Origin of the sequence: Nocardia sp. NPDC052001, assembly GCF_040680615.1 — a bacterium.
GTDB lineage: Bacteria > Actinomycetota > Actinomycetes > Mycobacteriales > Mycobacteriaceae > Nocardia.
In genome coordinates, this window is the sequence record NZ_JBFAXC010000002.1 from 240938 (window position 1) to 264215 (window position 23278).

A 23278-nucleotide genomic window follows, 5' to 3' on the forward strand; every position below is an offset into this window, starting at 1 on the left:
GACAGTAGTCGCATTGCCGGACCTGCAAAAACAGCTATAGATAACAAGAGTATAACGGAACCGAGTGACCACTCGGTAAACTGGATTCGCACTGGCACACTCGTGTCAGCCGTACAGGGACGTGCGAGGAAGGACAGCCGATGAGTCAGGGCGCGCAGGCACCGATCGAAACCATCACGCTGCGGGGCGGTGCGGGCACGCTCGCCGGATGGGAGGCGGGTCCGCCGCCCGGTGTTCCGCACCATGGCACCGTCGTGCTGGTACCGGGCTTCACCGGTTCGAAGGAAGACTTCGAATTCATGCTGCCGCTGCTGGCCGAGGCCGGATATCGCGCGGTCGCCTATGACCAGCGCGGGCAATATCAGTCCGAGGGACCGGACGATATCTCCGGTTACGCCATGGCCGATTTCGTGGCGGATCTGCACGGGGTCGTCGATCAGATCTCTCCGGACGCCCCGGTACATCTGGTCGGGCATTCCTTCGGCGGTTACGTCTCGCGCATCGCGGTCATCGAAACACCCGCGCGCTTCCGCAGTTTCACCCTGTTGGCCTCGGGACCCTCATCGGTCGAGGACATCAATTTCCCGCCGCCGCAACTGGTCGCGCAAATGATCGAAACAGCCGGGCAGGAAGCCATCTTCCAGCAGATGAGCGCCGCCATGACCGCCGCCGGGCAGACCATCGATCCGGCCCGAATGGAATTCCTGCACAACCGGATTCTGGAAACCAAGAAGGCCAATATCCTCGGCATTCTCAAGGCCATGGAGGTGCCGCCGCTCGCCGATCCGGACGCGCTGCGCGATGCGGGGGTGCCGCTGCTGGTGGCCTACGGCGACACGAACGATCTCTGGGACCCCAGCGTCCACGAGAAGTTCGCCGCACGGTTGCAGGCTAGGACCGCGGTGTATCGCGGTTCCGGGCATGTGCCCAATGAGGATGTCCCCGCGCGGGTATCGGCGGATCTGGTGAACTTCTGGGAGGAACTGGCATGAGCGAGATCGACGACCTACTGGCCAAGCTCGACCTGGAGGCGAAAGTCCGGCTCGTATCGGGCTCGGGCGTCTTCCGGTTCGCGGGCGATGCGAGCATCGGCCTGGACGAGATGCCGGTCTCGGACGGCCCGTCCGGGGTGCGCGGGGAACTCTGGGATGAGCGCGATCCCTCGGTGAGCCTGCCGTCCGGCACCGCGTTGGCCGCCACCTGGGATCGCGAACTGCTCGCCGAGATCGGCGCGCTCATCGCCGCCGAGGCGCGCCGCAAGAATGTGTACGCGGTGCTCGGACCCACCATCAATCTGCACCGATCTCCCCTGGGCGGCAGGCATTTCGAATGCTTCTCCGAGGATCCGGTGCTCACCGGCGAGATCGCGGCCGCCTATGTGAGCGCGGTGCAGGCGCACGGTGTGAGCGCGTGCCCCAAGCATTACGTGGCCAATGACTCCGAGACCGAACGCTTCACCACCGATGTCATCGCCGCTGACCGCACCCTGCGCGAGCTGTACCTGTATCCGTTCGAGCGCTCGGTGCGTGCGGGCGCGTGGATGATCATGGACGCCTACAACTCGGTCAACGGCACCACCATGACCGAGAACGCGCTGCTGGACGAGCCGTTGAAGGGTGAATGGGGTTTCGACGGCGTCGTGGTCTCGGACTGGACCGCCGTGCGCAGCACCGACGGTGCCGCGAAGGGCACCGATATCGCCATGCCCGGACCGTGGGAGCTGTGGGGCGCGCCGCTGGTCGAGGCGGTGCGCAAGGGTGAGGTGCCCGAGGCCGCCATCGACGAAAAGGTGCGCCGCATACTGCGTTTCGCCATTCGGGTGGGTGCGCTGAACGGGACGCCGTTGCGGCCACCGGCATTCACCGATGAGTCCGCGCAGGCGCTGGTGCGCGCGGCCGCCGCCAAGGCCATGGTGCTCGCCGCCAATGACGGGACGCTGCCCCTGGACAAGCCCGCTCGGGTGGCGCTGCTCGGCGCGGCCGCCGCCGAGCCCCGCTTCATGGGCGGCGGCAGCGCGACTGTCATTCCGGGGCATACGACTTCGCCCCTGGACGGGCTGTCCGCCGTGCTGCCGGTCGAGTACACGCCCGGCGTGCACCTCAACGATCACATGATCCCGGTGCCGCTGGATCTGGTCACCGACCCGGAGACCGGCGCCCCCGGCCTGTCACTGCGCTACCTCGACGGCGACAAGGTGCTCTATAGCGAACACCGCACCGCCGGTGGCCTCATGCTGTTCGGCAATCGGAATGCCATGGCCGCCAAGTCTTTCGAACTGCGCGGCAAGCTCCGAGTGGATTCGGCGGGGGAGTGGCGCATCGGCTTCGCCGGTGTGGGCGCGCTGCGCCTGGAGATCGATGGCGAGACCGTGCTCACCGATACCGTCATGCCCGACGGCACCGATCCCGTCGAGATGCTGTTGAATCCGCCGCAGCGCTTCGTGACTCGTGAACTGGTCGAGGGCGACGAACTCGAGGTGCTCGTCGAGCTCGCGCCGGTGCCCGCCGCCGGATTGCCAGCCCTGGGCCTGACCTTCGCGGTCGGCCGCCCGCGCCGCGCCGCCGATGCGGAGTTCGCCGCCGCGGTGGAATTGGCGCGCACCTGCGAGGTCGCCGTCGTGGTGGTCGGCACCACCGAGCAGATCGAATCCGAGGGCTTCGACCGCAAGGATCTGCGCCTGCCCGGCCGTCAGGACGAATTGGTCGCGGCGGTCGCGGCGGTCAATCCGCGCACCATCGTGGTGGTGAATTCCGGTGCGCCCGTGGAGATGCCGTGGCGCGATGACGTCGCGGCGGTACTGCTGAGCTGGTTCCCCGGGCAGGAATTCGGGTCCGCGCTCGCCGATGTGCTCACCGGCGCGGCCGAACCCGGTGGCCGCCTGCCCACCACCTGGCCCAAGGTCATGGCCGATGTGCCGGTGCTGGACACCGCGCCCGACGCCACCGATCATTCGCTGCGGTATGACGAGGGCATTCACATCGGATACCGCGCCTGGCTGAAATCCGGCGTGGTCCCGGCCTATCCATTCGGCTACGGCCTCGGGTACACGAGCTGGGAACTGTCCGACCTCGCCGTGAGCGGTCGCACCGCCACCGTCACCGTGCGCAATACCGGCGTGCGGCGGGGCCGCCAGGTGGTGCAGGCCTACCTGTCCCGCGAGGGCAGCGCCATCGACCGCCCGGTGCGCTGGCTCTCCGCCTTCACCGCGGTGGAAGCCGATGCCGGTGAAACCGTCACCGCCACCATCGAACTGCCCCGTCGCTCCTTCGAACACTGGACCGCCAAGGGCTGGGCCGTCGAACCCGGCGCCTTCACCCTGCACATCGGCACCTCGGTGATGGACCTACCGCTCACCGCCGATATCAGCTGACCGATCCGATCACGGCTCCCGTCATCCCGGCGATGGCGGGGGCCTTCGTCTCTCACGCAATGGGATTCACCGTGGCACACTCCGAGGCTGACTCGACCGTCGGCGAGAACGATTCCGCCGCAAGCACTCCCCGGGGCCTGCTACCGCTGCTCTTCGTCGGCAATGCCGCCATGTACGCGCTGTACGTCGGTGTCGGCAGTGTGCTGCTGCCGTTGCAGATCGAACATATCGACGCCGCGAACAAGGTCACCAATCTCGGTCTGGTGGGTGGAATCGCGGCTATTTTCGCCACGGTGTTCAATCCGGTGGCGGGTGCGCTGTCGGATCGATCGGGGCGGCGCAATCCGTGGATTCTCGGTGGCGGTATCGCGGCGATCGCGGCCATGGGATTGCTCGGCAGTGTGAATACCGTGCTGCTGGTGGCGATCGGATGGTGCACCGGACAGGCGGTGATGAATATCTATCAGGCCGCCATCACCTCGGTGGTGCCCGATCGGGTGCCGTTCGCTCGGCGCGGAATCGCCTCGGCCGCAGTCGGTCTCGGGCTGCCGATCGGATCGGTCATCGGCGTGCTGCTGGCCTCCGGATTCTCCGATCACTATCGCACCGGATATCTCGTACTGGGCGCGCTGGTGGCGCTGGCGGCCCTGGTGTTCACCGCCGGAGCGCGCGAGGAGCGCATACCGCCGAAAGAGCCTGCCCCGCTGCGGGGTCAGATCGCCGCGTTCCTGAGTGTGCTGCGCGAGCACGATTTCCGCTGGGCCTTCATCGGCCGCGCGCTGCTGGTGCTCGGCTACTTCGCCGTCGTCGGCTATCAGCTCTACATTCTCCAGGATCACATCAGCCTGCCCGGGGACCTGAAACCCGAGGACGCGGTCGCCATCCTGACACCTATTTCGGCTGTGGGAATGACGCTTTCGACAGTGGTGGGCGGTGTGCTCTCGGATCGGCTGAACCGGCGCAAACTCTTCGTCGGCGTATCCGCCGGGCTGGCGGCCGCCGCGCAGCTCATCCCCGTCATCACCCCGACCTGGCCCGGCATGATCGCCTTCGCCGCGGTGAACGGCGTCGCCTTCGGCTGTTTCATGGCCGTGGACACCGCACTGGTCACGATGGTGCTGCCCAAGGCGCAGGACGCCGCCCGAGATATGGGCGTGCTGAATATCGCCAACGCGGGCCCGCAGATTCTCGGACCCTTCGTGGCCTCGGCCGTGGTGAGCTTGGGCGGTTACACCCCGCTGTTCCTGTTCGGCGGCGTGCTCTCGGTGCTGGGGGCGCTCGCTGTCGCCCCGATCCGCTCGGTTCGCTGAATCACCTATGCTGGTCGTCAGCGGCAGGCTTCGCTGATGCCCGTGAACCAATCCCGCACGGTCTCACGCTGTTTCGGCGTCATCGCGGCTTCAAGTTCGGCTTCCCGCCGCGCCACCGCCACCCGGGCCGCCGCCAGCCGTTCGCGCCCGGCCTCGGTGATGTGGATCTGATGCGTGCGCCGATCCGTCGGATGCGGTGAGCGCTCGATCAGCCCCTCGGACTCCAGGCCCGAGATCATCTCGTTGGCCGCCTGCCGGGTGCTCGCCACCTCCCGGGCGATATCGGCCACCGACATTCCGGGATGCGATCCGGTCATCATGAGCGTGGCGTATTGCGAGGTCGTGAGCCCGAAAGCCTTGAGTTCCTCACCAATTGCCGCCCGCATGGTCAGCCAGACCTTGCGGACCATGAAGGTCAGATAACCGCCCTCGCCGCCGGAGGAACCCACAGCAGACACCTTTCCCGTGATTGACAGGTTCCTGACGATTATGCATTCTTTAACCGTCAGGTTCCTACCAATGTACCGAAGGCTGCCATGACCACGCCCTTGGCGCTGTCGAAGCTTCGGCAGCGAGTGATACTCGCCGTTCTCGTCCTCTCGTCTTTTCTGATCTGGCTCGACAACACCATCCTGAGCACCGTGTTCGAAACCCTCGCCGATCCCGTGCGCGGTCTGGGCGCGAGCCCCGCGCAATTGCAGTGGGCCACCGGTTCGTACACGCTCGTCTTCGCCGCGCTCATGTTCACCGCGGGTGCGCTCGGCGATCGCTTCGGCCATCGCGTCATTCTCGGCATCGGGATGGCGACCTTCGCCGCCACCTCGATCTGGGCCGCCTACGCCGGTGACGCGGCGCAGTTGATCGCCGCCCGCGCCGGAATGGGGGTGGGCAGCGCACTCATCATGCCCGCCACCATGGCGATTCTCACCTGGACCTTCACCGGTCCGGCGCGGGCCACCGCCATCGGCATCTCCTCGGCCTCGGCGGGCGTCGGCATTGCCGCCGGGCCGCTGCTGGCCGGACTGCTGCTCGACCATTTCTGGTGGGGCTCGGTGTTTTTGGTGAACGTTCCGGCGGTGGCGCTCGCACTGCTCGGGATCCTCACCGTCGTCCCGGATTTCCGGGCTCCGGTGCCGCGCCCGCTCGACCCCGCCGGTCTGCTGCTGTCCATCACCGGGCTCGCCGCGCTGGCATACGGGTTGATTCGCGCGGGGCAGCTCGCGGAGTGGACGCGGGTCGATGTCTGGGCCCCGACTCTCGCGGGTGTGCTGTTGCTGACGGCTTTCGTCATCGTCGAATTGCGTTTGCGGCGGCCGAGTTTCGATCCGCGACTGCTCGCCGGGCGCATCTTCGGCGGCGGCAATGCCGCGCTGGGTTTGCTGCTGTTCGCCATGACCGCCGCGGGTTTCTACGGCGCGTTCTATCTACAGGGCGCACGGGGTTTTTCGCCGCTGCACGCGGGCTTGATCATGTCACCGGCTGCGGTCGGGGTGATGATCGGCGGACCGCTCGGTGTGAAACTGGTGCGGCGCTGGGGACTTCGACCGGTCACCGTCGGCGCGCTCACCGTCGCGGCGCTGGCCATGGGCAGCGCCTCCCTCTTCGGACTCGACACCCCGATCGTGCTGAATGCCGTGGTGGCCGGAATCCAAGGGCTCTCGATCGGCATGGTGATGGGTTCGCTCACCGCCGCGCTCATGAACACCCTGCCGCTGGAACGGGCGGGCGCGGGCTCGGCGGTGACCAATACCGTGCGCCAGACCGGCAGTGTGCTCGGCATCGCGGTGGGCGGCACCATCATGGCCATCGCGTACGGGCGCGGAATGGACGGTGTGGCAACGGATCTGCCCGCCGGAGTGCGGGATCAGGCGCGGGTGTCGGCCGAGCAGGCCCGGCATGTGGCGGGCGCGCTCGGACGGCCGGATCTGGCTCAGGCCGCGGACGACGCGTTCATCCACGCCATGCACGTCGGCAGCGTCTGGACCATGGTCATCGCGTTGAGCGGTGCGGTCGTCCTCGCGATCGCATTGCGGTCCACCGGGAAACCGGCTGAGGAGGCCGCCGCTGCCACCCCTGCACCGACCACCCCCGCACCGGACGACTCAGAGAAAGTTCTTCTCCAGCAATAGGTTCAGCACATTCGGATACCGGTCCGGGAAATCCATCGGGACAATGCCGAAATGCCCCGCCTGCGCGCGGTGCTGGGTGAGATAACCCTCCACCTTGGGCAGGATGGCGGCGGCATTGTCCTTGGGCCAGGCATTGTCGGAGTAGCTGGTGAAATTGATGTACATCAGCGAGTTGTTCGTATCCGTGGCTGCCCGGTCGAAGCAGTCACGGATATAGGAGTACTTATCGCCGCCGGAGGATCCGGTGCCGGAAGATCCGGAGGCCGAACCGGATCCGGATCCGGAGTCCAGACCCATGAGACCGTTGGCCTTATAGCGATCCTGGAGGTAGAAGCGGTCGGAGGTGAAGATCCCGTTATCGCCGCCCGGCCACTGGAGCGCGGGCAGGCCATTGGCGAACTGGGCGATCAGCACGATCCGGCCGCGCGCCTCACCGAGCGTGGGAATCCGATTGCCGATCCAGAACAGTGAGCGGTAGCCCTTGGCGTCGAGATAGCCGTTGAAGATGCGCTCGAAGTCCGCGCCCACATCGTTAGTGGTGCCGTTCTCCTTCTTCACCCGCATGACGATCGTCTCGCCGGGATTGCGGTTCAGGAAATCCCGGCTGTCGTTCAGTACGTCGTCGAAGGTCAGACCCTGATAGGCCGAGCTGTGATAGATGCCGAAGGAGTCGCTCATATGGTCCTGCAACCCATTGCAGCGCATATCCAGGAAGCGGATGCCGTGCCCGAACTGTTCGGGAATCGACCAGTTCTGGGTGTGCGACCATTCGGTGCCGTTGGCCGGATTCGTACAGCCCGAATCGTGCGTGCCCGGAATCGTCAGGCGCAGTAGTGACGTGCTGTCCGGCAGCAGGCCCATCCAGCTCTGGGGCGCGCCCGTCCAGCCCGTCGGTGCGGCCTGCGCCCCCGTGGTCGCCAGTCCGGCGGCGGCGGTTCCGGCCAGCGCGGCCACGGTGGTGCGGACGAAATCTCGGCGCGTCAATCTCATGCGCGGGAGACTAATCTGGACAGTGGACCAAGATCGGCAATTTGCCGGATTCTCTCAGTGACTCCGCCGATTCGCGCGGCGGCTCAGCCGATTTCCCTGGTCACCGTGATCGTGGTCCAGCCGCCCACGTGAATCCGATCGCCCGGCCGCAACAGCACCGGCGTCTTGGCCGCGATCGGGGTATCGCTGCCATTGAGGCAGGTGCCGTTGGTGGAACCCAGGTCTGTGACGGTGAGCGAATCTCCATTGAGGTGCAGGATCGCGTGCGACCGTGAGACCGCGATATCTGCCGGCGCTATCGCCAGATCGATATCCGGGTGCAGGCCCTGTGACGCGCTGTGCTTGCCGATCAGAATATCGCTGCCCTGCAACGGGATTCGGCGAGCGGGATAGTAGTCGGGGAACGCGACCCGATCCGCGTCCGGACCCTTCTGCGCGATCATGCGGTGATAGTGCTCGGCATCGGCGGTCACGGTGGCGACCCACAGTGTGCCCGCCAGCAGCGTCGCCTCCGGATTCACCACCGTCACTTCGGGGATCGCCGGTGCGGGCTGGGCGAACGACGCGGGTGGTGCGGGCAGCGCCGAATCGTGGCCGCAGTCCTCACAGAAGCGGCCGTCGATGAGCGCACCGCAGGCGGGGCACTGCGCGACCTGCACCTCCGGATCGGGTTGTGCGGGAGCGAGCCCGGCCCCGGTGATCGGCGATCCGCAGGTATCGCAGTAGTCGGCCGATGCCGAGGTGTGGCCTTCGGGGCAGACCGCCATTACGAGCCCGCCTCCTTGCGCACCCGCGCGGTCTTGGTCGAGCGCACGTCCAGGGCCATCTCATCGGCGGCGTCCACCCGCGAGCGCAACCGCACCGTACCGGTCCGATCATCCACCTCGACAACGGCTTTCAGCAGTTTCGCGGTGTTCTCGTTACCGGACTCATTGGCCAGCTCCACCGCGCGCCGCAACTTCGCGGTGGCGGTGTTCACATCACCCTGTTTGCGCGCGGCCAGACCCTCCTGCACCACCTGGGCCAGCTCGGCCTGTCCGGTGTAGTGCGCGACCCGGCGGCTGATACGGGCCGACAGATCGGTATCGGTGGTCCACACCGCCTTCACCAGACCCTGTCCGAGCACCTCGTCCCCGGACACCACACTGATTCGGGCGGCAAGTTTTTCGCGTCCCGGCGGTGCGGCCTCCACCTCGATCTGCACGTGATAGCCGCGCTCCTCCGCACCCCACGCGCCCAGCGGATACTCACCGATCTGGGCGGCGGTGGCGACGCGGCGCGCGGTCAGATCCTCGATCACCGGATCGACCAGTTTGACGAAGCGCACCGTCGCGCCGACCGGTGTCCACACCCGCAGGGTGAGTTCGGGAATCACCTTGGCGAGCGAGGTCTGCATCATCTCGGCGAAATCGGCGGCGAGCAGATCGGGGGTCTTCACGATATCGACGGTGCCGTGCAGCGCGGACGCGATGGCCCGCAATTCATTGGGCTCCCAATCGGTTCCGACACCGCGGCAGTCACAGCTGAACAGGCCCTGTGAGGCGCCGATCTCGGCCGCGAGCTGTTCGGGCCGCTCATGTTCGTTCTTGCCGTCGGTGAGCAGAATGGCGTGCACCATCGCGCCCGGATGCCGCTGCGCGATCATCCGGGACAATCCCAGCCAGGTGCCCATGGCGGTGCCGCCGTGCGGGCGCAACTTGTCCAGCGCGCGCCGGGCATCCTGCCGGGATCGCTTGTCCGCCGGCGCCGTAGCGCCGTCGCGGGGGTAGACCACCTCGGCCTTGTCGGTGCCCTCCACGATGGCGAAACGGGTGCCGTCGGGAATGACCTCCAGCGCCGCCAGCGTGGCGTTCCGGGCGCCGCCGAACTTATCGCCATTGCCCATCGAACCCGAGCAATCGATGATGAGGATCTCCACCCGCTCCTGTGCGGGTGCGGCGACCATCAATTCGTCGGTGGTCTCCACCGAGACCACGGCGTCCAGGACGCGCACACCCTCGGCCAGGTACGGATTCTGATCGACGGCTACCGAAATACCCTTGATAGCAGGGGAACTCACAGTGCTTCTCCTATTAGCTCGGAGAACGGAACGGGTACCAGCGCCACGGTGATGTTGTCCTTGCCGCCCGCGGCCAGGGCGTAGTCGACCAGCGCGCGGGCCGCCTCCAGCGGTGCCGACGCCAGCGCGAGCTGGGCCAGACCGGCGGCCTCGGGCAGATAATTCCAGAGCCCGTCGGAGCAGATGAGCAGTACACCGGGGGCGCGCACATGCAGGGTCTGCACGCAATTGTCGGACCAGGACTGCTTTTCGCTGTCCGCGCCGAGCCAGCGTGTCAGCACATGCGCGTGCGGGGTGTCCATGGCGGCTTCCTCGTCCATGGCGCCGGTCTCCACCATGGCCTGGGCGAGCGAATCATCGACGGTGAGGCGTTGCGAACCGTTCTCGGCCGCCAGCCAATACGCCCGGCTGTCACCGACATTGGCGACGGTCAGGCGCGCGCCGCCCGCATCGTCGAACTGCACGATCGCGCCCACATAGGTGCACGAGGGGGAGCGGCCGTCCGGGGTGCCGATATCGCGTACCGCCTGCGCGGCCGCGGCCAGCCCGACCATGATCGCTTCCTCCGCGGGGCGGGCGGCGGCCAGCGCGGTCAGCGTGGAATCGACGCCGGTGCGTACCGCGGTGCCCGAGGCCGCCTGCGGATCCTCCGAAGTGGACACGCCATCGCAGACCGAGAGCACCAGGGCGGGCGGGGTGCCGGGATTGGCACTCTCCAGCACCGCCGCGGCGATCGCGTCCTCATTGTGCGCGTGCACGTTTCCGCGATCGGTGATCAGCACCGTGGCGCCCAGATCGGCCTCGAAGCGATCGTGTTCGCGAGCGCGCTGTCCGCACACCACGCAGAAGCCGTCACCGTCGAAATGCGTACCGCCGCAGCCGTCACAGGCCGGAGAGGTCTCCGAATCGTAGGACAGCGTGGTGCCGGTGTAGCGCGCGACGGTGCCGGTGGCGGGTCGCGCCAGACTGGTCGGGCGGGTGTTGTCACTGGCCACCGCGGGCGCGGCGGTCGGCGGCAACGCGATGCGCTGCACGCCGAGCTGGCGGCCGCACTCCTCACAGAACCGGTCGCTCTCCGCCGCGAAGGTGCCGCAGGCGGGGCAGCGGGCGGTCACAGCGTGGTCCTGGGGCGAACGGAATTGGCCTGTTCCACCAGGGCGATACGTTCCCACATATCGTCGGTTTCATGCGCGAGATCGCGATAGCAGCGTTCCAAACCGGTACGCACCCCCTGTAAGTCGAGTGTCACGCCCAGCAGCGGGGCGTGATCGGTGGGTACGCGTCCCAGGCGCAGCCAATACAGCGCGGCATCGAGGACGCGTAACCGAGCCTGGGCGGCCCGGCGTTTGGAATCCAGTCCGAGCTTTTCGATCCGGCTGCCGGCATCGCGCAGCAGGTGTTCGGTGAGCTCGCCCTGGCGTTCCACACTGAGCAGCGTATCCACAGCCGCCACACCGGCTTCGGTGTACACCGCCGAGGCGGGGTCGACCTGATCCAGTACGGCCACCGCGCCGTCCCGATCGTGGGCCGAACGACGCAGTCTGGCCAGGCCGAACGCGGCGCTGGTGTAGGAGTGATCGGTGCGCCAGACGGCCTCGTAATAGGTGGTGGCATTGCGCAGCGCGGGCTCGGGATCGGGCAGGGATCCATTGCGCGCCAACAGTTCCGCGGTGACCGCGAGGGCCAGCTTCGGCGCGGGCTCACCGGGCAGCGCGGTGTAGAGGGCATCGAATTCGGCCGCCGCGGCGGGCCAATCTCGTTGCAGCAGTGCGGCTTGCGCGCCGAACCAGCTCAGGCGCCAATCGCCGCCCAGGGCAGGATCGGCGTCCTCGATACGGCGCAGCGCGTCGGCGGCGTCACCGGATTCCACCGCGGCGCGAATCAGGCGCAGCGGGATCTCCGCCGATTCCTCCTTACCGGTCACCACCGCGCGCAGGCCCGCGGTGAGTTCGCGTTCCAATTCCGCCGCCGTGCCCGCGCCGAGCGTCGCCAGTAGCGGGGCACCGGTGTCATTCGGGTCTACCAGCGGGACCGGAAGTGCCGCAACGATTTTCAGCGGATCATCCGGAAGGGTGTCGCCGACGCCGAAGACCGCGCGCGGCGGGCCGAAGCGGGTGGACAGACCGGGCCGGGCCCGGCCGTCCTCGGCGGCAAGTACCTCGCGCAGCACGCCGGTGAGTTGATCGGACATCTCCTCCGCACCGCTGAAACGCTCCATCGGATCGATATGCGTTGCGCGCAGCAGGAATCGGTACAGTGACGGATTGGCGGCCAGCACCGGTTCGGTATCCGGGCCGGGCAGCGGACCCAGGCGGCCGTTCTCATGCGGGACCTTGAGCAGCAGCACCGCCAGGGTGCGCCCGACCGTGTAGACCTCCGAGGCGACGGTGGGACCGGTCTCGGCGATCTCCGGGGCCTGATAGCCGGGCGTGCCGTAGATGGCGCTGTGCTCATCGTTCATGGCGATGACCGCGCCCAGATCGATGAGTTTGAGCTGCTCCTCGGTCTGCATCACATTGTCCGGCTTGAAATCACAGTAGGCCAGGCCGCGCGAATGCAGATAGCCGAGCGCGGGCAGCGCCTCGAGGATGTAGGCGATGGCCTGGGCGGGCGGCAGCCACACCCCATCGGCGTCGCGCCGCTTGCGCAGCAACTGTTTGAGCGAGGTGCCGCCGACATACTCCATGACGATATAGCCGACCGGCTCGCCGTCCGGGCCGATATCCTCGGCGAAGTTGTAGATGCGGACGATATTCGGATGATCGACCTGCGCCAGGAAGCGCCGCTCGGCCACCGCCGCGCGCATGGCATCGGCGTCACCGGTATTGAGCAGGCCCTTGAGCACCACCGGCCGCCCGTTCACCTTGTGATCGAGCGCCAGATAGATCCACCCCAGCCCGCCGTGCGCCAGCGCTCCGAGCACCTCGTACTGGCCGCCGACCACCTGCCCGCGAACCAGCTTGGGCGTGAAGGAGAACCGCGTCCGGCAGTGCCCGCAGAATCCCTCGCTCCGCCCCGGCACATCGCCGCGACTGCGCCCCACCGGCCGATCACACTTACCGCAGTACCGCTGACTCTCCGGCACCACCGGATCCGCCATCACCGCCGCCGCCGGATCGATCGGCGCCACCGGCGGCACCTTGACCATCCCCGCCCCGAGCCGCCCGCGCGTGGCCCCGGACGATCCGGACCGCCCGGTGCGGATGGAGGATCGCGTCCCACCGCTGGTCACCCCGGTGATCCCGCTGGCCCGGCTGGTCGGCTGACTCACCCCGGCCGCCACCGTCTGCGGCGATGGTGCGGTCCCGCACACCTCGCAGTACCCATCGGAAATCGCTCCGCCACAACCGGGTTCGGCGCAGTGCGTGGGGGCGGACTGAGCCTCGGACACCACCGTCGTGGCGGCGGACGGGGCGGTGCCGCAGACGGTGCAGTAGCCGTCTTCTATGGTTCCGGTGCAGCCCGGTTCGGTGCAGGTCACGATCGTCTCCCCGTTTTCTGGGCGATGAGCTGCCGGTAGTCGGTGATGGCGCGGGTGACCGCGGCCAGGTCGCAGGGTTTGCGGGTGAGCAGGCCCGCGGCTATGCGGCTGGAGGCCAGTACTTCTCGATCTTCGCTCACGCCCAGGCGCGCCGCTTTGGCGCGGTAGGCGGACAGGCGGCCGCGCAATTCGGCGCGGCGGTCCAGCAGGCCCTGGACCAGTTGTTCGGCCTCGGATGCCGCCGCTACGGCGGCGGTCACGCGGCGGTGCAGATCCCACAGGGCCGAGGGATCGGCGGGAGTCGCGTCCACTGCGGTGAGTTCGGAGCCGTAGACCGCGCTGTCATCGGCGTGCTCGGGCAAAGCGCCGGTGAGAATGGTGCGCTCCACCGCGATTCGAGCCAAATGCGTGCGCTCATAGGTTTTGCGCAGCATCTCCACCTGGGTGCGGGTGCGGGCGACCGCGGCGTCCCAATCGGCGGCGATGGCGGCCAATTCCCCGCGCAGCGTCGCGGCATCGCGCATGCGCGCCCCGAATTCGACTGTGCGGCGGTCCAACTCGGTGACCGAGACGGCCAGTGGATCGGCGGCGGCGCGCGCGGAGAACTCATCGAGATCGGTGGCCAGCGCCCGCAATTCGGGCAGTCCGGTGCCGATTCGATCTAGTTCGGTACGCAGCGGCGCGATCTCGGACACGATGCGGCCGTTCACCGCGTCCACGGCATCGAGCACCTCGACGATGCGCGGGAAGCTCTCCCGCATACGCGCCACCAATTCCGCGAAACCGACCCGCACGATCACCTCGCCGGGACCGATCAGCGACCGCTGCGCGAGCGGAATCGCGGTGCGCGCCACCTCCATCGGCTGTCCGCGCAGCAGTACGGTCAACTCCTCGCGATCGAGCGCCTCCAGTCGCCGCCGCACCCGCACCATATGCGCCTGCTCCAGCAGGGTGCGCAAACGTCCGAAGTCCTCCCAGAGCAGATCCATGGCATCGCGCGCGGGCGCCCAGCGGGCTTCGGTGATCCCGGTCGGCGGGAATCGGCGCAATAGGATCAGCCCTGGATGCCTATCCAGTTCGACCAGCGTCGCGGCGATGGCGTCGATTTCGCGTTCCCGCTCGGCGAGATCGCGGTCGATCTCCGCGACCGAGAGAATGAAAGGCTGCTCGGGCATGGCCGCTCACCCGATATACCGGGGTGCGGGTGGTGCGGGTGTTGGTCCGAGCACCGACAGTCGATCGTTGTAGAACCGCTGCCAGGAGCCGTCGCCGCGCACTCTTTCCAGCACGCCGTTCACGAAGCGCACCAGATCGGGCTTGTCCTTTCGGATACCGACGGCATAGGTGTCCACTGCCATCGATTCGCCGACCACCTCGAGATTCGGATCCTGCTGTTGCAGACCGTAGAGAATCGGGATATCGGTGCTGGCGGCATCGACCTGCGCCTGCTGCAGCGCAGTGAGGCAGTCCAGCCAATTGTTCATAGATATAACGGTAGGCTTCTGCGGCAGTGCGAGGATGGGTGCGAGCGTAATCGTGCCGTTGACCCCGCATACTCTTTTACCCGCCAGATCGGCGGTGGAGTGGATTCCGGAGTTCTTCGCGACCAGCAGCCGCTGGGTCGATTCGAAATAACTGGTCGAGAATTCGATGTCCTGGCGGCGAACGCAGGTCGGTGAGAGGGTCTGCACCACAATGTCGACCTGGCCGTTCCGCAACGCCGAAATACGCTGTGCGGAAACGATGGGCCGCAGTTCGATCCGATCCGGATCGCCGAAGATATCGCGGGCGATCTCCCGGGCGATATCGATGTCGAAACCCTCGATCTTGCCGCTGCGCGGATTGCGGAAACCGAACATGAACGAGTTCTGATCGACCCCGACCCGGAGCTTCCCATTCTTGATGATCTCGGCCATGGCGCTGTCCGCGGGCATATTTCCCGGACTCGGCTGTGCGCCGGGCCGCAGGCTCGCCACCGGATCACCACAGTCCTTGCCGATCTGATCGGGGGCGCTGGTGATCGTAGCCGCTCCCGAGGGCAGCGCGTTCCCGGCGGACAAGCTCATCGAATCCGAATCCGGGGTCTGCCCGCACGCGGCGGCGAGCACGGCCACGGCGGCCAGCAACAGCATTCGCAGGCGCGCGCTCACAGGAACTCCTTCAATCGCGGCCAGACGCCGCCCGCGGTGACCACCGCCGCCGCCAGCAACAGCAGCAGCGAGCCGTACTGGCTCAGAATGAACGCGTCGCCCGCACCGTCGACGCCATCGCGGACGTCCTGGCGGGTGGCGTCGAGCTCATCGCGCAGCGCGTTGTCCAGGGTCGTGAAGCGCGCCGCCGAACCGGTCGGCGCGAGGTCGATGGATTGGCGCACCGCGCCGTTGTAGTCATTGCCCTTGTACGCGTTGACCTGAACCGTATGCCCGTCGAGCCAGCCCGAGAACGCGACGGTGGCCTTGGCCTCGGGTGCCGCGACGGTCGCCAGCCGATCCCGCAATTCGTTGACCAGTGAGCCGAATCGGCCCTCGCTGTCCTCGATATCGCCGCGGGTGACCAATTGCAGGGTTTCCTCGGTGCGCGCTTGCTGGGCCAGAAACCGCACCCGCGCAAGGGTTTCGAAGCGGTTGGTGGCACCGCCCGATCCGGTGTCGATGACGCCGGTGGCGGCTATCGAGGCGACCGCTATCCACAGCAGTACCAGCACCGCCGCTCCCGCCGCCGTCGCGAGGCCGAGATTGACGCGGCGATTGGTGATCCGCAACAGCACCACCGAGGCCGCCGCGAGCGCGGCCAGCAGTACCAGCAGCATGATCACGCTCAGGATCGGCAGGGTCGAGATATCGCGCTGATCCGCGCGCAGCGCCGCGAGTCGATTGTGTTCCAGCCGTTCGGCATTGGGCAGCACCGAATCGCGCATCAGCGAGGACGCCTGCTTCAGGTACGCCGAGCCGACGGGGAGATTCTGCCGGTTATTGGCGCGCGCCGACTCGACCAGTCCGGTATAGGTGGGCAGTTCGGCGGAAATACGCGCCACGATTTCCCGGGTCTGCTTATCGGAGGCGCCGGTGGTGGCCTCGGCCAGCGCGGCCGCCGCGTCGGCGAGCGACTGCCGGTATCGCGTTCGCACCTCGGGGGTTTCGGTATTACCGGACAGGAAGGCCGCCGATGCCGTGGCATCGGCGGCGGAGAGCGCGACATAGAGCCGTTGCGCCGCATTGGCGAGCGGTTCGGAGTGCGTGAGCACGGTATCGCGACGAGTTCGCTTCTCGCTGAGCTGATTCGCGCATACGATGCCGGAAATCAGACTCAGTGCCACGAGTCCGATGACCACCGCGCTCAGTACGCCCGGCGCTGTTCGCGCGAAACGCCGCACCCACTCCGCACCATTGCGGACGGCAGCCGGTAACCGACTCCTCACACCCATGCCCCCGTTTCACCGGCTCTGCTCCCGGTAGGGCGATGGTACGGGAGCCACAGGGTTGTGTCGATTGTGATCCGACCAGTCGGATTCAATTGCCGAACCGCGTATTTCGTGCACCCCCGGCAATATCGACCGGAGCGTGAAATAGGGATTAACGGAGTGTATTGCACCCGTGCCGAGCCGGTTGTTCCCAGCGCGGGTCAGGCGTTACCCCGTAGTGGATCAGGCGTCATGGAAGACGAGGCCGAGGGTATGCCTGCGGCCCGAGCGGACCGTGCTCACCCCGTGCCGCATGGGGGCCGCGGACCAGCCGCGAACGCTGCGAATCGGGCGGTCGCGCGTGGTGAAGACGAGGCCGTGACCCTGTGGAAGTGCCGTGGCCGCGCCCCGGGATTGGGCGCGCGGGCGCTGTTCGACCATCAGGAATTCACCACCGGTGTAGTCGACGCCCGGGGCATCCAGCCCGATCACGACCTGGAGGGGAAAGATCATGTCGCCGAACAGATCCCGATGCAGCGCGTTCCAATCGCCCGGGCCGTAGCGGAGCAGGATCTGTGACGATTTCGACTGACCGGCGGCATGACACTGCGCGATCCAGTCCTCCAGGTTCGCGGGCCAGGTCCCGGGGCGGCGCAGGCGGACGGCCCAATCCCGGGCTATCGGAAGCAGTTTCGGGTACAGCGCCGCGCGCAGCTCACGCACCGTATCTGGCAGGTCATGCGTGAAGTACCGATACTGGCCGGAGCCGAAGCGATGCCGGGCCATATCGATGGTGGAGCGGAACCTGTACTCGTCGTCGTACAGGGCGATGAGCGCGCGGCATTCCTCCGGGGTCAGCAGCGGGCCGGTGAGCGCGTGCCCGTATTCATCCAACTCGGTGGCGAGCTCGGGCCAGGGTTGTCCGGCGACCCGATCGGCGTGCTCGGTCGGCAACCCGGTACTCACCGTCATCGATCGATCCTTTCCGTGGCTGTGATCTTCCACCATTACTCTGCCGCAGGTGGGAGCCCTGTACCGGCGGATATCGGTCATGGCGTTCGGTGCAATAACGACAGTAAAACTTGCAAGTTTTGCTTACTTGTCGCATGCTGGCCCGGTGCGCGATCCCGGCGGGCCCAAGACGGCGCAGGAGCTGGAACAGGCCGCCGCCGAGCTGCGGGTGGTCACCAGTCGCCTGCTGCGTCAACTCCGCACCACCGCGCGCGCCGATCTGGAGATCACGCCGTCGCAGGCGGTGGTGATCAGCCGCCTGCACACCGACGGCCCCATGTCGGTCGCCGATCTGGCCCGCGCGGAGAGGGTTCGCCCGCAATCCATGCGCACCACCCTCGCGGCGCTCGAGGAATACGGCATGGTGGCCCGCGCACCGCACCCCACCGATCAGCGCCAGGTCATCATGTCGCTGACCGAGGCGAGCCGGCGGCTGCTGAGTCGCGCGCACGCCGCCAAGGAAGGCTGGCTCGTCACCGCCCTGGCCACCAAACTCACCCCGGCGGAACAGGATTCACTGATCGCCGCCATCCCGCTGCTGGCTCGCCTCGTCGAGCCCTGACATCCGCTCTCCAGGAAAAGGATTCCCGCATGTCCGCACCCCTGCTCGACCCGCACACCGCCCTGGTCGTCATCGACCTGCAACGCGGCGTGGTCGGCATGCCCACCCTCCCGCACACCAGCGAAGAGGTGGTGCGCAATTCCGCCACCTTGGCGGCCGCCTTCCGCGCGCATAATCTTCCGGTAGTCCTTGTGCGCGTGTCCTTCTCGGCCGACGGTGTGGACGCCGCCCCCGGGCGCATCACCGACACCATGCCCAAACGCCTGAACTTCCCCGAAGGCTGGGATGAGATCGTCGACGAGCTCGAAGTGGCTCCCACCGATATCCCCATCACCAAGCGGCAGTGGGGTGCGTTCTACGGCACCGAACTCGATCTGCAACTGCGCCGCCGGGGTATTACCGAGATCGTCCTGACCGGCATCTCCACCAGCATCGGGGTGGAGTCCACGGCGCGTGCCGCACATGAGCACGGCTACAACGTGGTCGTGGTCGAAGACGCGGTGGCCGATCGGGATCTGGACTCGCACACGCATTCCACCACCAAGATCTTCCCCCGGATCGGCCTGGTCGCCAGCACCGAAGCGGTGCTGAAGGAACTCGAATCCCGCTGAGTCTCAGCGCGAGGCGGGCGCCCAGGCTCGCGCCCACAAGGCTTGCCAGGTACCGCCCCCGAGCCACGAGAGTGGTATCAGCACACCGGATTCGGCGGTCCGCTCCCAGAATTGATCGATTCCGCCGCCGAATTCGGCGGCAGCGGGCAGTCGAGGCTGCCAGGGGCCGTCCGGATCGGTGAGAGAGGTGCCCGGGAAGCCGGTTACCGTGGTGGATTTCGGATCGGAGATGGCGGTCACCGGGTACGGGTGATCCGGGCTGGACGTGATCGCGATCGCGAAAGTGCAGATGAGTTCGTAGGAGGGGCGGCGGGCGAGCGCGGCCGCGAACGTCGGCGCGTCGGCCATGGCCATCTCCACGAGTGCTTTCCGCAGGCGCAGGGCGATCAGATCCATCGAGCGGGCCTGCGCCAGTTCCGGGGCTTTCACCAACTCGCGCAACCTCTTCGAGGGAAGCTGGGCATCGGCGGTCAGCGCGTGCAGGCGGGGGTACTTCGCTGTCAGTGCGGGGTCCAGCGTCGCGAGGGCGGTGGCCAGGGGGCGACTATTCACCGCCGACCACAATTCGGGCAGGGATACGCGATCGGTGTCCAGCGACTCTTCGCACAGCCGATCCAGGCGGTCCGCGGGCGAACGGCGCATAGCGGTAAGGACTTTCGGGTCCGCGTCGGTGGATCCGCCGACAGCCGTCAGGGTGCGCAAGGTGCCCGGGGCGGAATCGCATACGGCTCGGACCGCCTGCTGAAGCACGGGTGCGAGTTCGAGGAACGGATTCGGTTTCGCGCGCCGAGGACGCACCGGCACATCAGGCGTCGATTCGGCGGGTTCGGATTCGGTCCGTCGCAGGCCGAGAACCCAGCGGCGCAAAGCTGTTTCGAGAGCGGGATCGGGTTCGCCGTTGAAGCGGCCGTAGATCTCGCTCACCAGCCAGCCGCTGCGATTGGCGCGCAGTTCGGCATTGACCTGAATGGTGTCCTGCTCATCGCGCAGCGCCACCAGAATGCTGAGCCCGCGTACCGCCTGATCCTGATACCACGGTCCGGCAATGCAATTGCCCATATAGTCCGACCATTCCGCGAGCCGGGCGGCATTGCGCGCGATCTGAATCCGCGCGGTCGTCTCCGGCAACGTGCTCCCGTCATGCACGAGAACGGTTTCCGCCACCTCGAATTCATTGCTCAACGCCGCCGCCACCGACCCGCTGGTCATCAAACCGGCACACAGGCGGGTCCACTCCCGGCAGCGAGCGGGCGCGATCGCGCCGAGCGACACCAACTGCGCCGCTCCGGCCACCGCGAGCGGAATGGAATCCATCCGCGGCGTCAGCGGATCAGGCTGCGGCACAGTCGGATCCGTCTCGAAATAGGGCACCAGGTACCCCCACCCGATCTCCGCCCGCGCCTGCCCCCGCATCCGCAGAATCGCATCCGCCAGATCGCCGTACCAGAGCAGATCCGCTCCCACCTCGCGCGGTCGCTCAGCTCTCCCGATCCCGGGCGCATCCGAGTCGTCCCGTTCGACAGGCTCGGGGTGCACGCCGGGCTCATCCCGCGCGACGGGTTCGGCGTGCGGGTCCGGATCGGCGGGCGTGGCTATTACGTTCTGGGTAGCGGGTTCGGCGGGCGGGGCCGGTTCGACCGGTGCTGGGATCAAGACCTGCGTGGTCGTTCGGGCCTCGGCCGATTGGGCCCATCCGGCGAGGCGGGCGGCGAGGCTGTCGGCGTCGCGGTCGCGGACCAGCGGGATCTGCCACCAGTCGGCGGGAAGCCGGGTCTCGGTGTTGCCGAAGGCATTTCGCCAGGTGCGCAGGGATTCGGAATCCCAGTCCTCGGGCAGTACGTCGACCGCGATCTGCGAGCCGACGAGTTCCGAGCAGGCCCTGTCGATGACGAGTCCGTAGGCGAGCGCATGTGCGGTGCGGGCTCGGACGAAGCGTTCGAAGGCGGCATCCATGGGCTGGTGGCGGCGGAGCCAGGCGTCGATTTCACGGAGGTGGCAGGCGGGGCGGGCGGGCAGCTTGCTGATGTCCGGGCGTTTGCGCATGGCTCGGATGAGCTCGGATCTGGTGAGCAGGCTTGCGGCGGTGCCGATCTGGTCACGCAACAGGGTGATCCCGTCGATCACGCCGAGTTCCTGCACCGCCACCGCCGTACGCAGCAGTACGGTGGCGGCGATAGCGTCCTGGATCATCCACTCGAGGCGCTGCCTCCAGAACCAATTCCAATCCGGGATGTAATGCAGTGCGTCCAGGAGTGACAGCTCCCGTCCCTGGCTGCCGGTGACGAGATCCACCGACTCGGCTTCGAGGTGCTGGCGGTAGCGCCTGTGCAATCCGTCTTCGACAGTCAGATCCTGGCTGTCGAGTAGCAGTCGCAGTGTTCGCGCGGAAGCCTGTCGTGTGCACACCTGTTCCCATAGGTCGGCCAGCAGTTCCAAACGCCTTGGCCGCGAATGGGGTTCGAGAATCCGCCGCAGATTCAGTGCCAGCGCGGATGGCGCTCCGGTGGGGATCGGATCGATGCCTTCGGGGATTTCCCAGCCCAGCACGCGCACGAGTTGTTCGGGACCGAGCAGATCGGCGGCGGCCGAGGCCAGCGTGAGCGCCGCCCAGCGCCCTTCGGCGATGGCTCTTTCCGCCTCCGCGCCAACGGGTTTGGTGGCCGTGACGCCGAAAAGCGCTACCAGCGTGGCGGTTCGCTCGCCGATGCGGCGGGCATCGTCCATGCCCAGAATCCGCAGCGCCGCCAGCACGGCATCGCGCCGATCACCGCCGGCTCCCGCGAGTCGTGCCGAGACGAATCCCGCACCGAGGTCGATTCCGGCCCCGGCGACCGCGATTCCACCGGTCCCGATCAGCTCGGTGAGTGACTCACGGGCCGCGAGCACCGCCGCGGCCGGGCTGTTCTTATCCCCGAGCACCACCGCCGCACCCGCGAGCGCCTCCTGCCCGTGATCCTCGACCCGCTCCCCGGTATCGACCAGCCATGCCCCGCGATCCCGGTCCGCGATCACGCCCCAGGCCAAACGCACTGCCAAACTCGAACTCCTGCTTGCTCTGTGCGGATTCCACGGAACCGCTCCGGCCGCGAACGATACGAGCCCGTCCCGAACCCGGCAAACGAGTTTCGACTCGGCGATCGGGGAGACCAATGCCCCCGCAGCGAGGTAGCTCGCCGATTGCCGACGGCTAGGGTGGGGGCATGCTGACCGCACTGGCCGTCGAGAACTACCGCTCACTGCGCCGGGTCGTGGTCCCACTGGGCCAGCTGACGGTGGTCACGGGTGCGAACGGCAGTGGCAAATCGAGCCTGTACCGGGTGCTGCGCCTACTCGCGGAATTCTCCCGCAATGGCGCGGTGGCCGGAATGGCGCGTGAGGGCGGCCTCGATTCGACGCTGTGGGCGGGCCCGGGGCGAACCGCACGGGGCGAACCGCTGGCCCTGCGACTGGGTTTCGCCGGGGACGATTTCGGTTACGCCGCCGATCTCGGCGTACCCGTGCCGGGCCAGTCCATGTTCAACCGGGATCCGGAGATCAAGGCCGAAGCGGTCTGGGCCGGCCCGGTGCTGCGCCCGTCGGCCCTGCTGGCCGAACGCGGCGGCCCGGTGGTGCGCCTGCGCGATGAGGGCGGCGGCTGGGAGATGGTGCCGCACCACCTCAAACCCTTCGACAGCATGCTCTCCGAACTCGCGGATCCGCAGCGCGCCCCGGATCTGCTGGTGCTGCGCGAGCGAATTCGCGGCTGGCGCTTCTACGATCACCTGCGCACCGATATGGACGCACCCGCCCGCCGACTACAGATCGGCACCCGCACCATGGTGCTCGCGCATGACGGCTCCGATGGTGCGGCGGCCCTGCAGACCATTCGCGAGATCGGTGACGCGCACGGCCTGGATGAGGCCGTGGACCATGCCTTTCCGGGCAGCAAACTGGAAATCGTGAACAGCGACGGCCGTTTCGAACTGCTGCTGCATCAGCCGGGCCTGTGGCGTCCGCTCGGTTCGGCCGAACTCTCCGACGGCACGCTGCGCTATCTACTGCTGGTGGCCGCCCTGCTCTCACCGCGGCCGCCGGAGTTGCTGGTGCTCAATGAGCCCGAGACCAGCCTGCACCCCGAATTGCTCGGCCCGCTCGGCGAACTCATCGCCCGGGTCGCCGAGGACACCCAGGTCATCGTGGTCACCCATGCCCGCGCACTGCTCTCGGAACTGGCCGGGCACGCCCCGGACCTGCACACCATCGAACTGGTGAAGGATGAGGGCGCGACCACCGTCGCGGGGCTCGGCATGCTGGAGGAACCGCCCTGGTACTGGCCGGACCGGTAGTCCCGCCGCACCGCGCGGCGGGAGGCCATA

Annotated in this window: 18 protein-coding genes; 7 read left to right on the plus strand and 11 right to left on the minus strand. The window is 67.4% G+C overall.

Annotated features, from left to right (window positions below; translation table 11 throughout):
* Positions 1-140: 140 nt before the first annotated feature.
* The 3 genes from AB0L82_RS09425 (at position 141) to AB0L82_RS09435 (ending at position 4680) form a co-directional block, all read left to right on the plus strand.
* The gene (locus AB0L82_RS09425; RefSeq protein WP_364633241.1) at positions 141-992 is read left to right on the plus strand and encodes an alpha/beta hydrolase; all 852 of its coding nucleotides are present in this window, start codon (positions 141-143) and stop codon (positions 990-992) included.
* On the plus strand, positions 989-3370 hold the full coding sequence (locus AB0L82_RS09430; protein ID WP_364633243.1) for a glycoside hydrolase family 3 C-terminal domain-containing protein: 2382 nt from the start codon (positions 989-991) through the stop codon (positions 3368-3370). Before AB0L82_RS09425 ends, AB0L82_RS09430 begins: the two co-directional genes overlap by 4 nt.
* Positions 3371-3441: 71 nt before the next feature.
* Positions 3442-4680 (plus strand): MFS transporter, encoded by a 1239-nt coding sequence (locus tag AB0L82_RS09435; protein WP_364633245.1) that lies wholly within the window; start codon positions 3442-3444, stop codon positions 4678-4680.
* 17 nt (positions 4681-4697) lie between these two features.
* Here the strand turns inward: AB0L82_RS09435 and AB0L82_RS09440 are convergent, their stop codons facing one another.
* Positions 4698-5129 (minus strand): MarR family transcriptional regulator, encoded by a 432-nt coding sequence (locus AB0L82_RS09440; RefSeq protein ID WP_364633247.1) that lies wholly within the window; start codon positions 5127-5129, stop codon positions 4698-4700.
* An 87-nt stretch (positions 5130-5216) separates the two neighbouring features.
* On the opposite strand from AB0L82_RS09440, the gene AB0L82_RS09445 reads away from it, so the two are divergent.
* Positions 5217-6809, plus strand: coding sequence for an MFS transporter (locus AB0L82_RS09445; protein ID WP_364633249.1), 1593 nt, complete (start codon positions 5217-5219; stop codon positions 6807-6809).
* Here the strand turns inward: AB0L82_RS09445 and AB0L82_RS09450 are convergent.
* The 9 genes from AB0L82_RS09450 to AB0L82_RS09490 all read right to left on the minus strand — a co-directional run bounded on the left by AB0L82_RS09450 (position 6783) and on the right by AB0L82_RS09490 (position 17711).
* Entirely contained in the window at positions 6783-7799 is a 1017-nt protein-coding gene (locus tag AB0L82_RS09450; RefSeq protein WP_364633251.1) for a phosphatidylinositol-specific phospholipase C, read from the minus strand. The genes AB0L82_RS09445 and AB0L82_RS09450 overlap by 27 nt on opposite strands.
* Positions 7800-7882: 83 nt before the next feature.
* Positions 7883-8566 (minus strand): FHA domain-containing protein, encoded by a 684-nt coding sequence (locus tag AB0L82_RS09455; RefSeq protein WP_364633253.1) that lies wholly within the window; start codon positions 8564-8566, stop codon positions 7883-7885.
* Positions 8566-9858 carry a VWA domain-containing protein gene (locus AB0L82_RS09460; RefSeq protein WP_364633255.1) on the minus strand — a complete coding sequence of 431 codons (1293 nt, stop codon included), beginning with the start codon at positions 9856-9858 and terminating at the stop codon, positions 8566-8568. Before AB0L82_RS09460 ends, AB0L82_RS09455 begins: the two co-directional genes overlap by 1 nt.
* Positions 9855-10973: a phosphatase gene (locus tag AB0L82_RS09465; protein WP_364633257.1), complete on the minus strand. Its 1119-nt coding sequence runs from the start codon at positions 10971-10973 to the stop codon at positions 9855-9857. Before AB0L82_RS09465 ends, AB0L82_RS09460 begins: the two co-directional genes overlap by 4 nt.
* Positions 10970-13339, minus strand: a complete 2370-nt coding sequence (locus AB0L82_RS09470) for a tetratricopeptide repeat protein (RefSeq protein WP_364633259.1) — start codon at positions 13337-13339, stop codon at positions 10970-10972. Before AB0L82_RS09470 ends, AB0L82_RS09465 begins: the two co-directional genes overlap by 4 nt.
* Positions 13336-14514: a hypothetical protein gene (locus AB0L82_RS09475; RefSeq protein WP_364633261.1), complete on the minus strand. Its 1179-nt coding sequence runs from the start codon at positions 14512-14514 to the stop codon at positions 13336-13338. Before AB0L82_RS09475 ends, AB0L82_RS09470 begins: the two co-directional genes overlap by 4 nt.
* 6 nt (positions 14515-14520) lie before the next feature.
* Positions 14521-15489, minus strand: coding sequence for a glutamate ABC transporter substrate-binding protein (locus AB0L82_RS09480; RefSeq protein WP_364633262.1), 969 nt, complete (start codon positions 15487-15489; stop codon positions 14521-14523).
* Positions 15486-16763: a hypothetical protein gene (locus AB0L82_RS09485; RefSeq protein WP_364633264.1), complete on the minus strand. Its 1278-nt coding sequence runs from the start codon at positions 16761-16763 to the stop codon at positions 15486-15488. The genes AB0L82_RS09480 and AB0L82_RS09485 overlap by 4 nt, the downstream gene beginning before the upstream one ends.
* A 219-nt stretch (positions 16764-16982) precedes the next feature.
* Positions 16983-17711, minus strand: coding sequence for a 2OG-Fe(II) oxygenase (locus AB0L82_RS09490; RefSeq protein ID WP_364633266.1), 729 nt, complete (start codon positions 17709-17711; stop codon positions 16983-16985).
* Positions 17712-17856: 145 nt separating this feature from the next.
* Here AB0L82_RS09490 and AB0L82_RS09495 point away from each other — a divergent pair, with 145 nt between their 5' ends.
* Positions 17857-18312 (plus strand): MarR family transcriptional regulator, encoded by a 456-nt coding sequence (locus tag AB0L82_RS09495; protein WP_364633268.1) that lies wholly within the window; start codon positions 17857-17859, stop codon positions 18310-18312.
* Between the two features lie 29 nt (positions 18313-18341).
* Complete coding sequence (locus tag AB0L82_RS09500; protein WP_364633270.1) at positions 18342-18923, plus strand: hydrolase; 582 nt, start codon at positions 18342-18344, stop codon at positions 18921-18923.
* Positions 18924-18926: 3 nt separating this feature from the next.
* Here AB0L82_RS09500 and AB0L82_RS09505 read toward each other — a convergent pair whose 3' ends face one another.
* Positions 18927-21959 carry a hypothetical protein gene (locus AB0L82_RS09505; protein WP_364633272.1) on the minus strand — a complete coding sequence of 1011 codons (3033 nt, stop codon included), beginning with the start codon at positions 21957-21959 and terminating at the stop codon, positions 18927-18929.
* A gap of 164 nt (positions 21960-22123) precedes the next feature.
* Here AB0L82_RS09505 and AB0L82_RS09510 point away from each other — a divergent pair, with 164 nt between their 5' ends.
* On the plus strand, positions 22124-23248 hold the full coding sequence (locus tag AB0L82_RS09510) for an AAA family ATPase (RefSeq protein WP_364633274.1): 1125 nt from the start codon (positions 22124-22126) through the stop codon (positions 23246-23248).
* The last annotated feature ends 30 nt before the right edge of the window (positions 23249-23278 follow it).

Bases quoted from the DNA above. Each gene is read 5' to 3' on its own strand.
- AB0L82_RS09485 (WP_364633264.1), bottom strand. From the start codon at position 16,763: ATGGGTGTGAGGAGTCGGTTACCGGCTGCCGTCCGCAATGGTGCGGAG.
- AB0L82_RS09490 (WP_364633266.1), bottom strand. From the start codon at position 17,711: ATGACGGTGAGTACCGGGTTGCCGACCGAGCACGCCGATCGGGTCGCC.
- AB0L82_RS09455 (WP_364633253.1), bottom strand. From the start codon at position 8,566: ATGGCGGTCTGCCCCGAAGGCCACACCTCGGCATCGGCCGACTACTGC.
- AB0L82_RS09475 (WP_364633261.1), bottom strand. From the start codon at position 14,514: ATGCCCGAGCAGCCTTTCATTCTCTCGGTCGCGGAGATCGACCGCGAT.
- AB0L82_RS09450 (WP_364633251.1), bottom strand. From the start codon at position 7,799: ATGAGATTGACGCGCCGAGATTTCGTCCGCACCACCGTGGCCGCGCTG.
- AB0L82_RS09445 (WP_364633249.1), top strand. From the start codon at position 5,217: ATGACCACGCCCTTGGCGCTGTCGAAGCTTCGGCAGCGAGTGATACTC.
- AB0L82_RS09430 (WP_364633243.1), top strand. From the start codon at position 989: ATGAGCGAGATCGACGACCTACTGGCCAAGCTCGACCTGGAGGCGAAA.
- AB0L82_RS09510 (WP_364633274.1), top strand. From the start codon at position 22,124: ATGCTGACCGCACTGGCCGTCGAGAACTACCGCTCACTGCGCCGGGTC.
- AB0L82_RS09500 (WP_364633270.1), top strand. From the start codon at position 18,342: ATGTCCGCACCCCTGCTCGACCCGCACACCGCCCTGGTCGTCATCGAC.
- AB0L82_RS09425 (WP_364633241.1), top strand. From the start codon at position 141: ATGAGTCAGGGCGCGCAGGCACCGATCGAAACCATCACGCTGCGGGGC.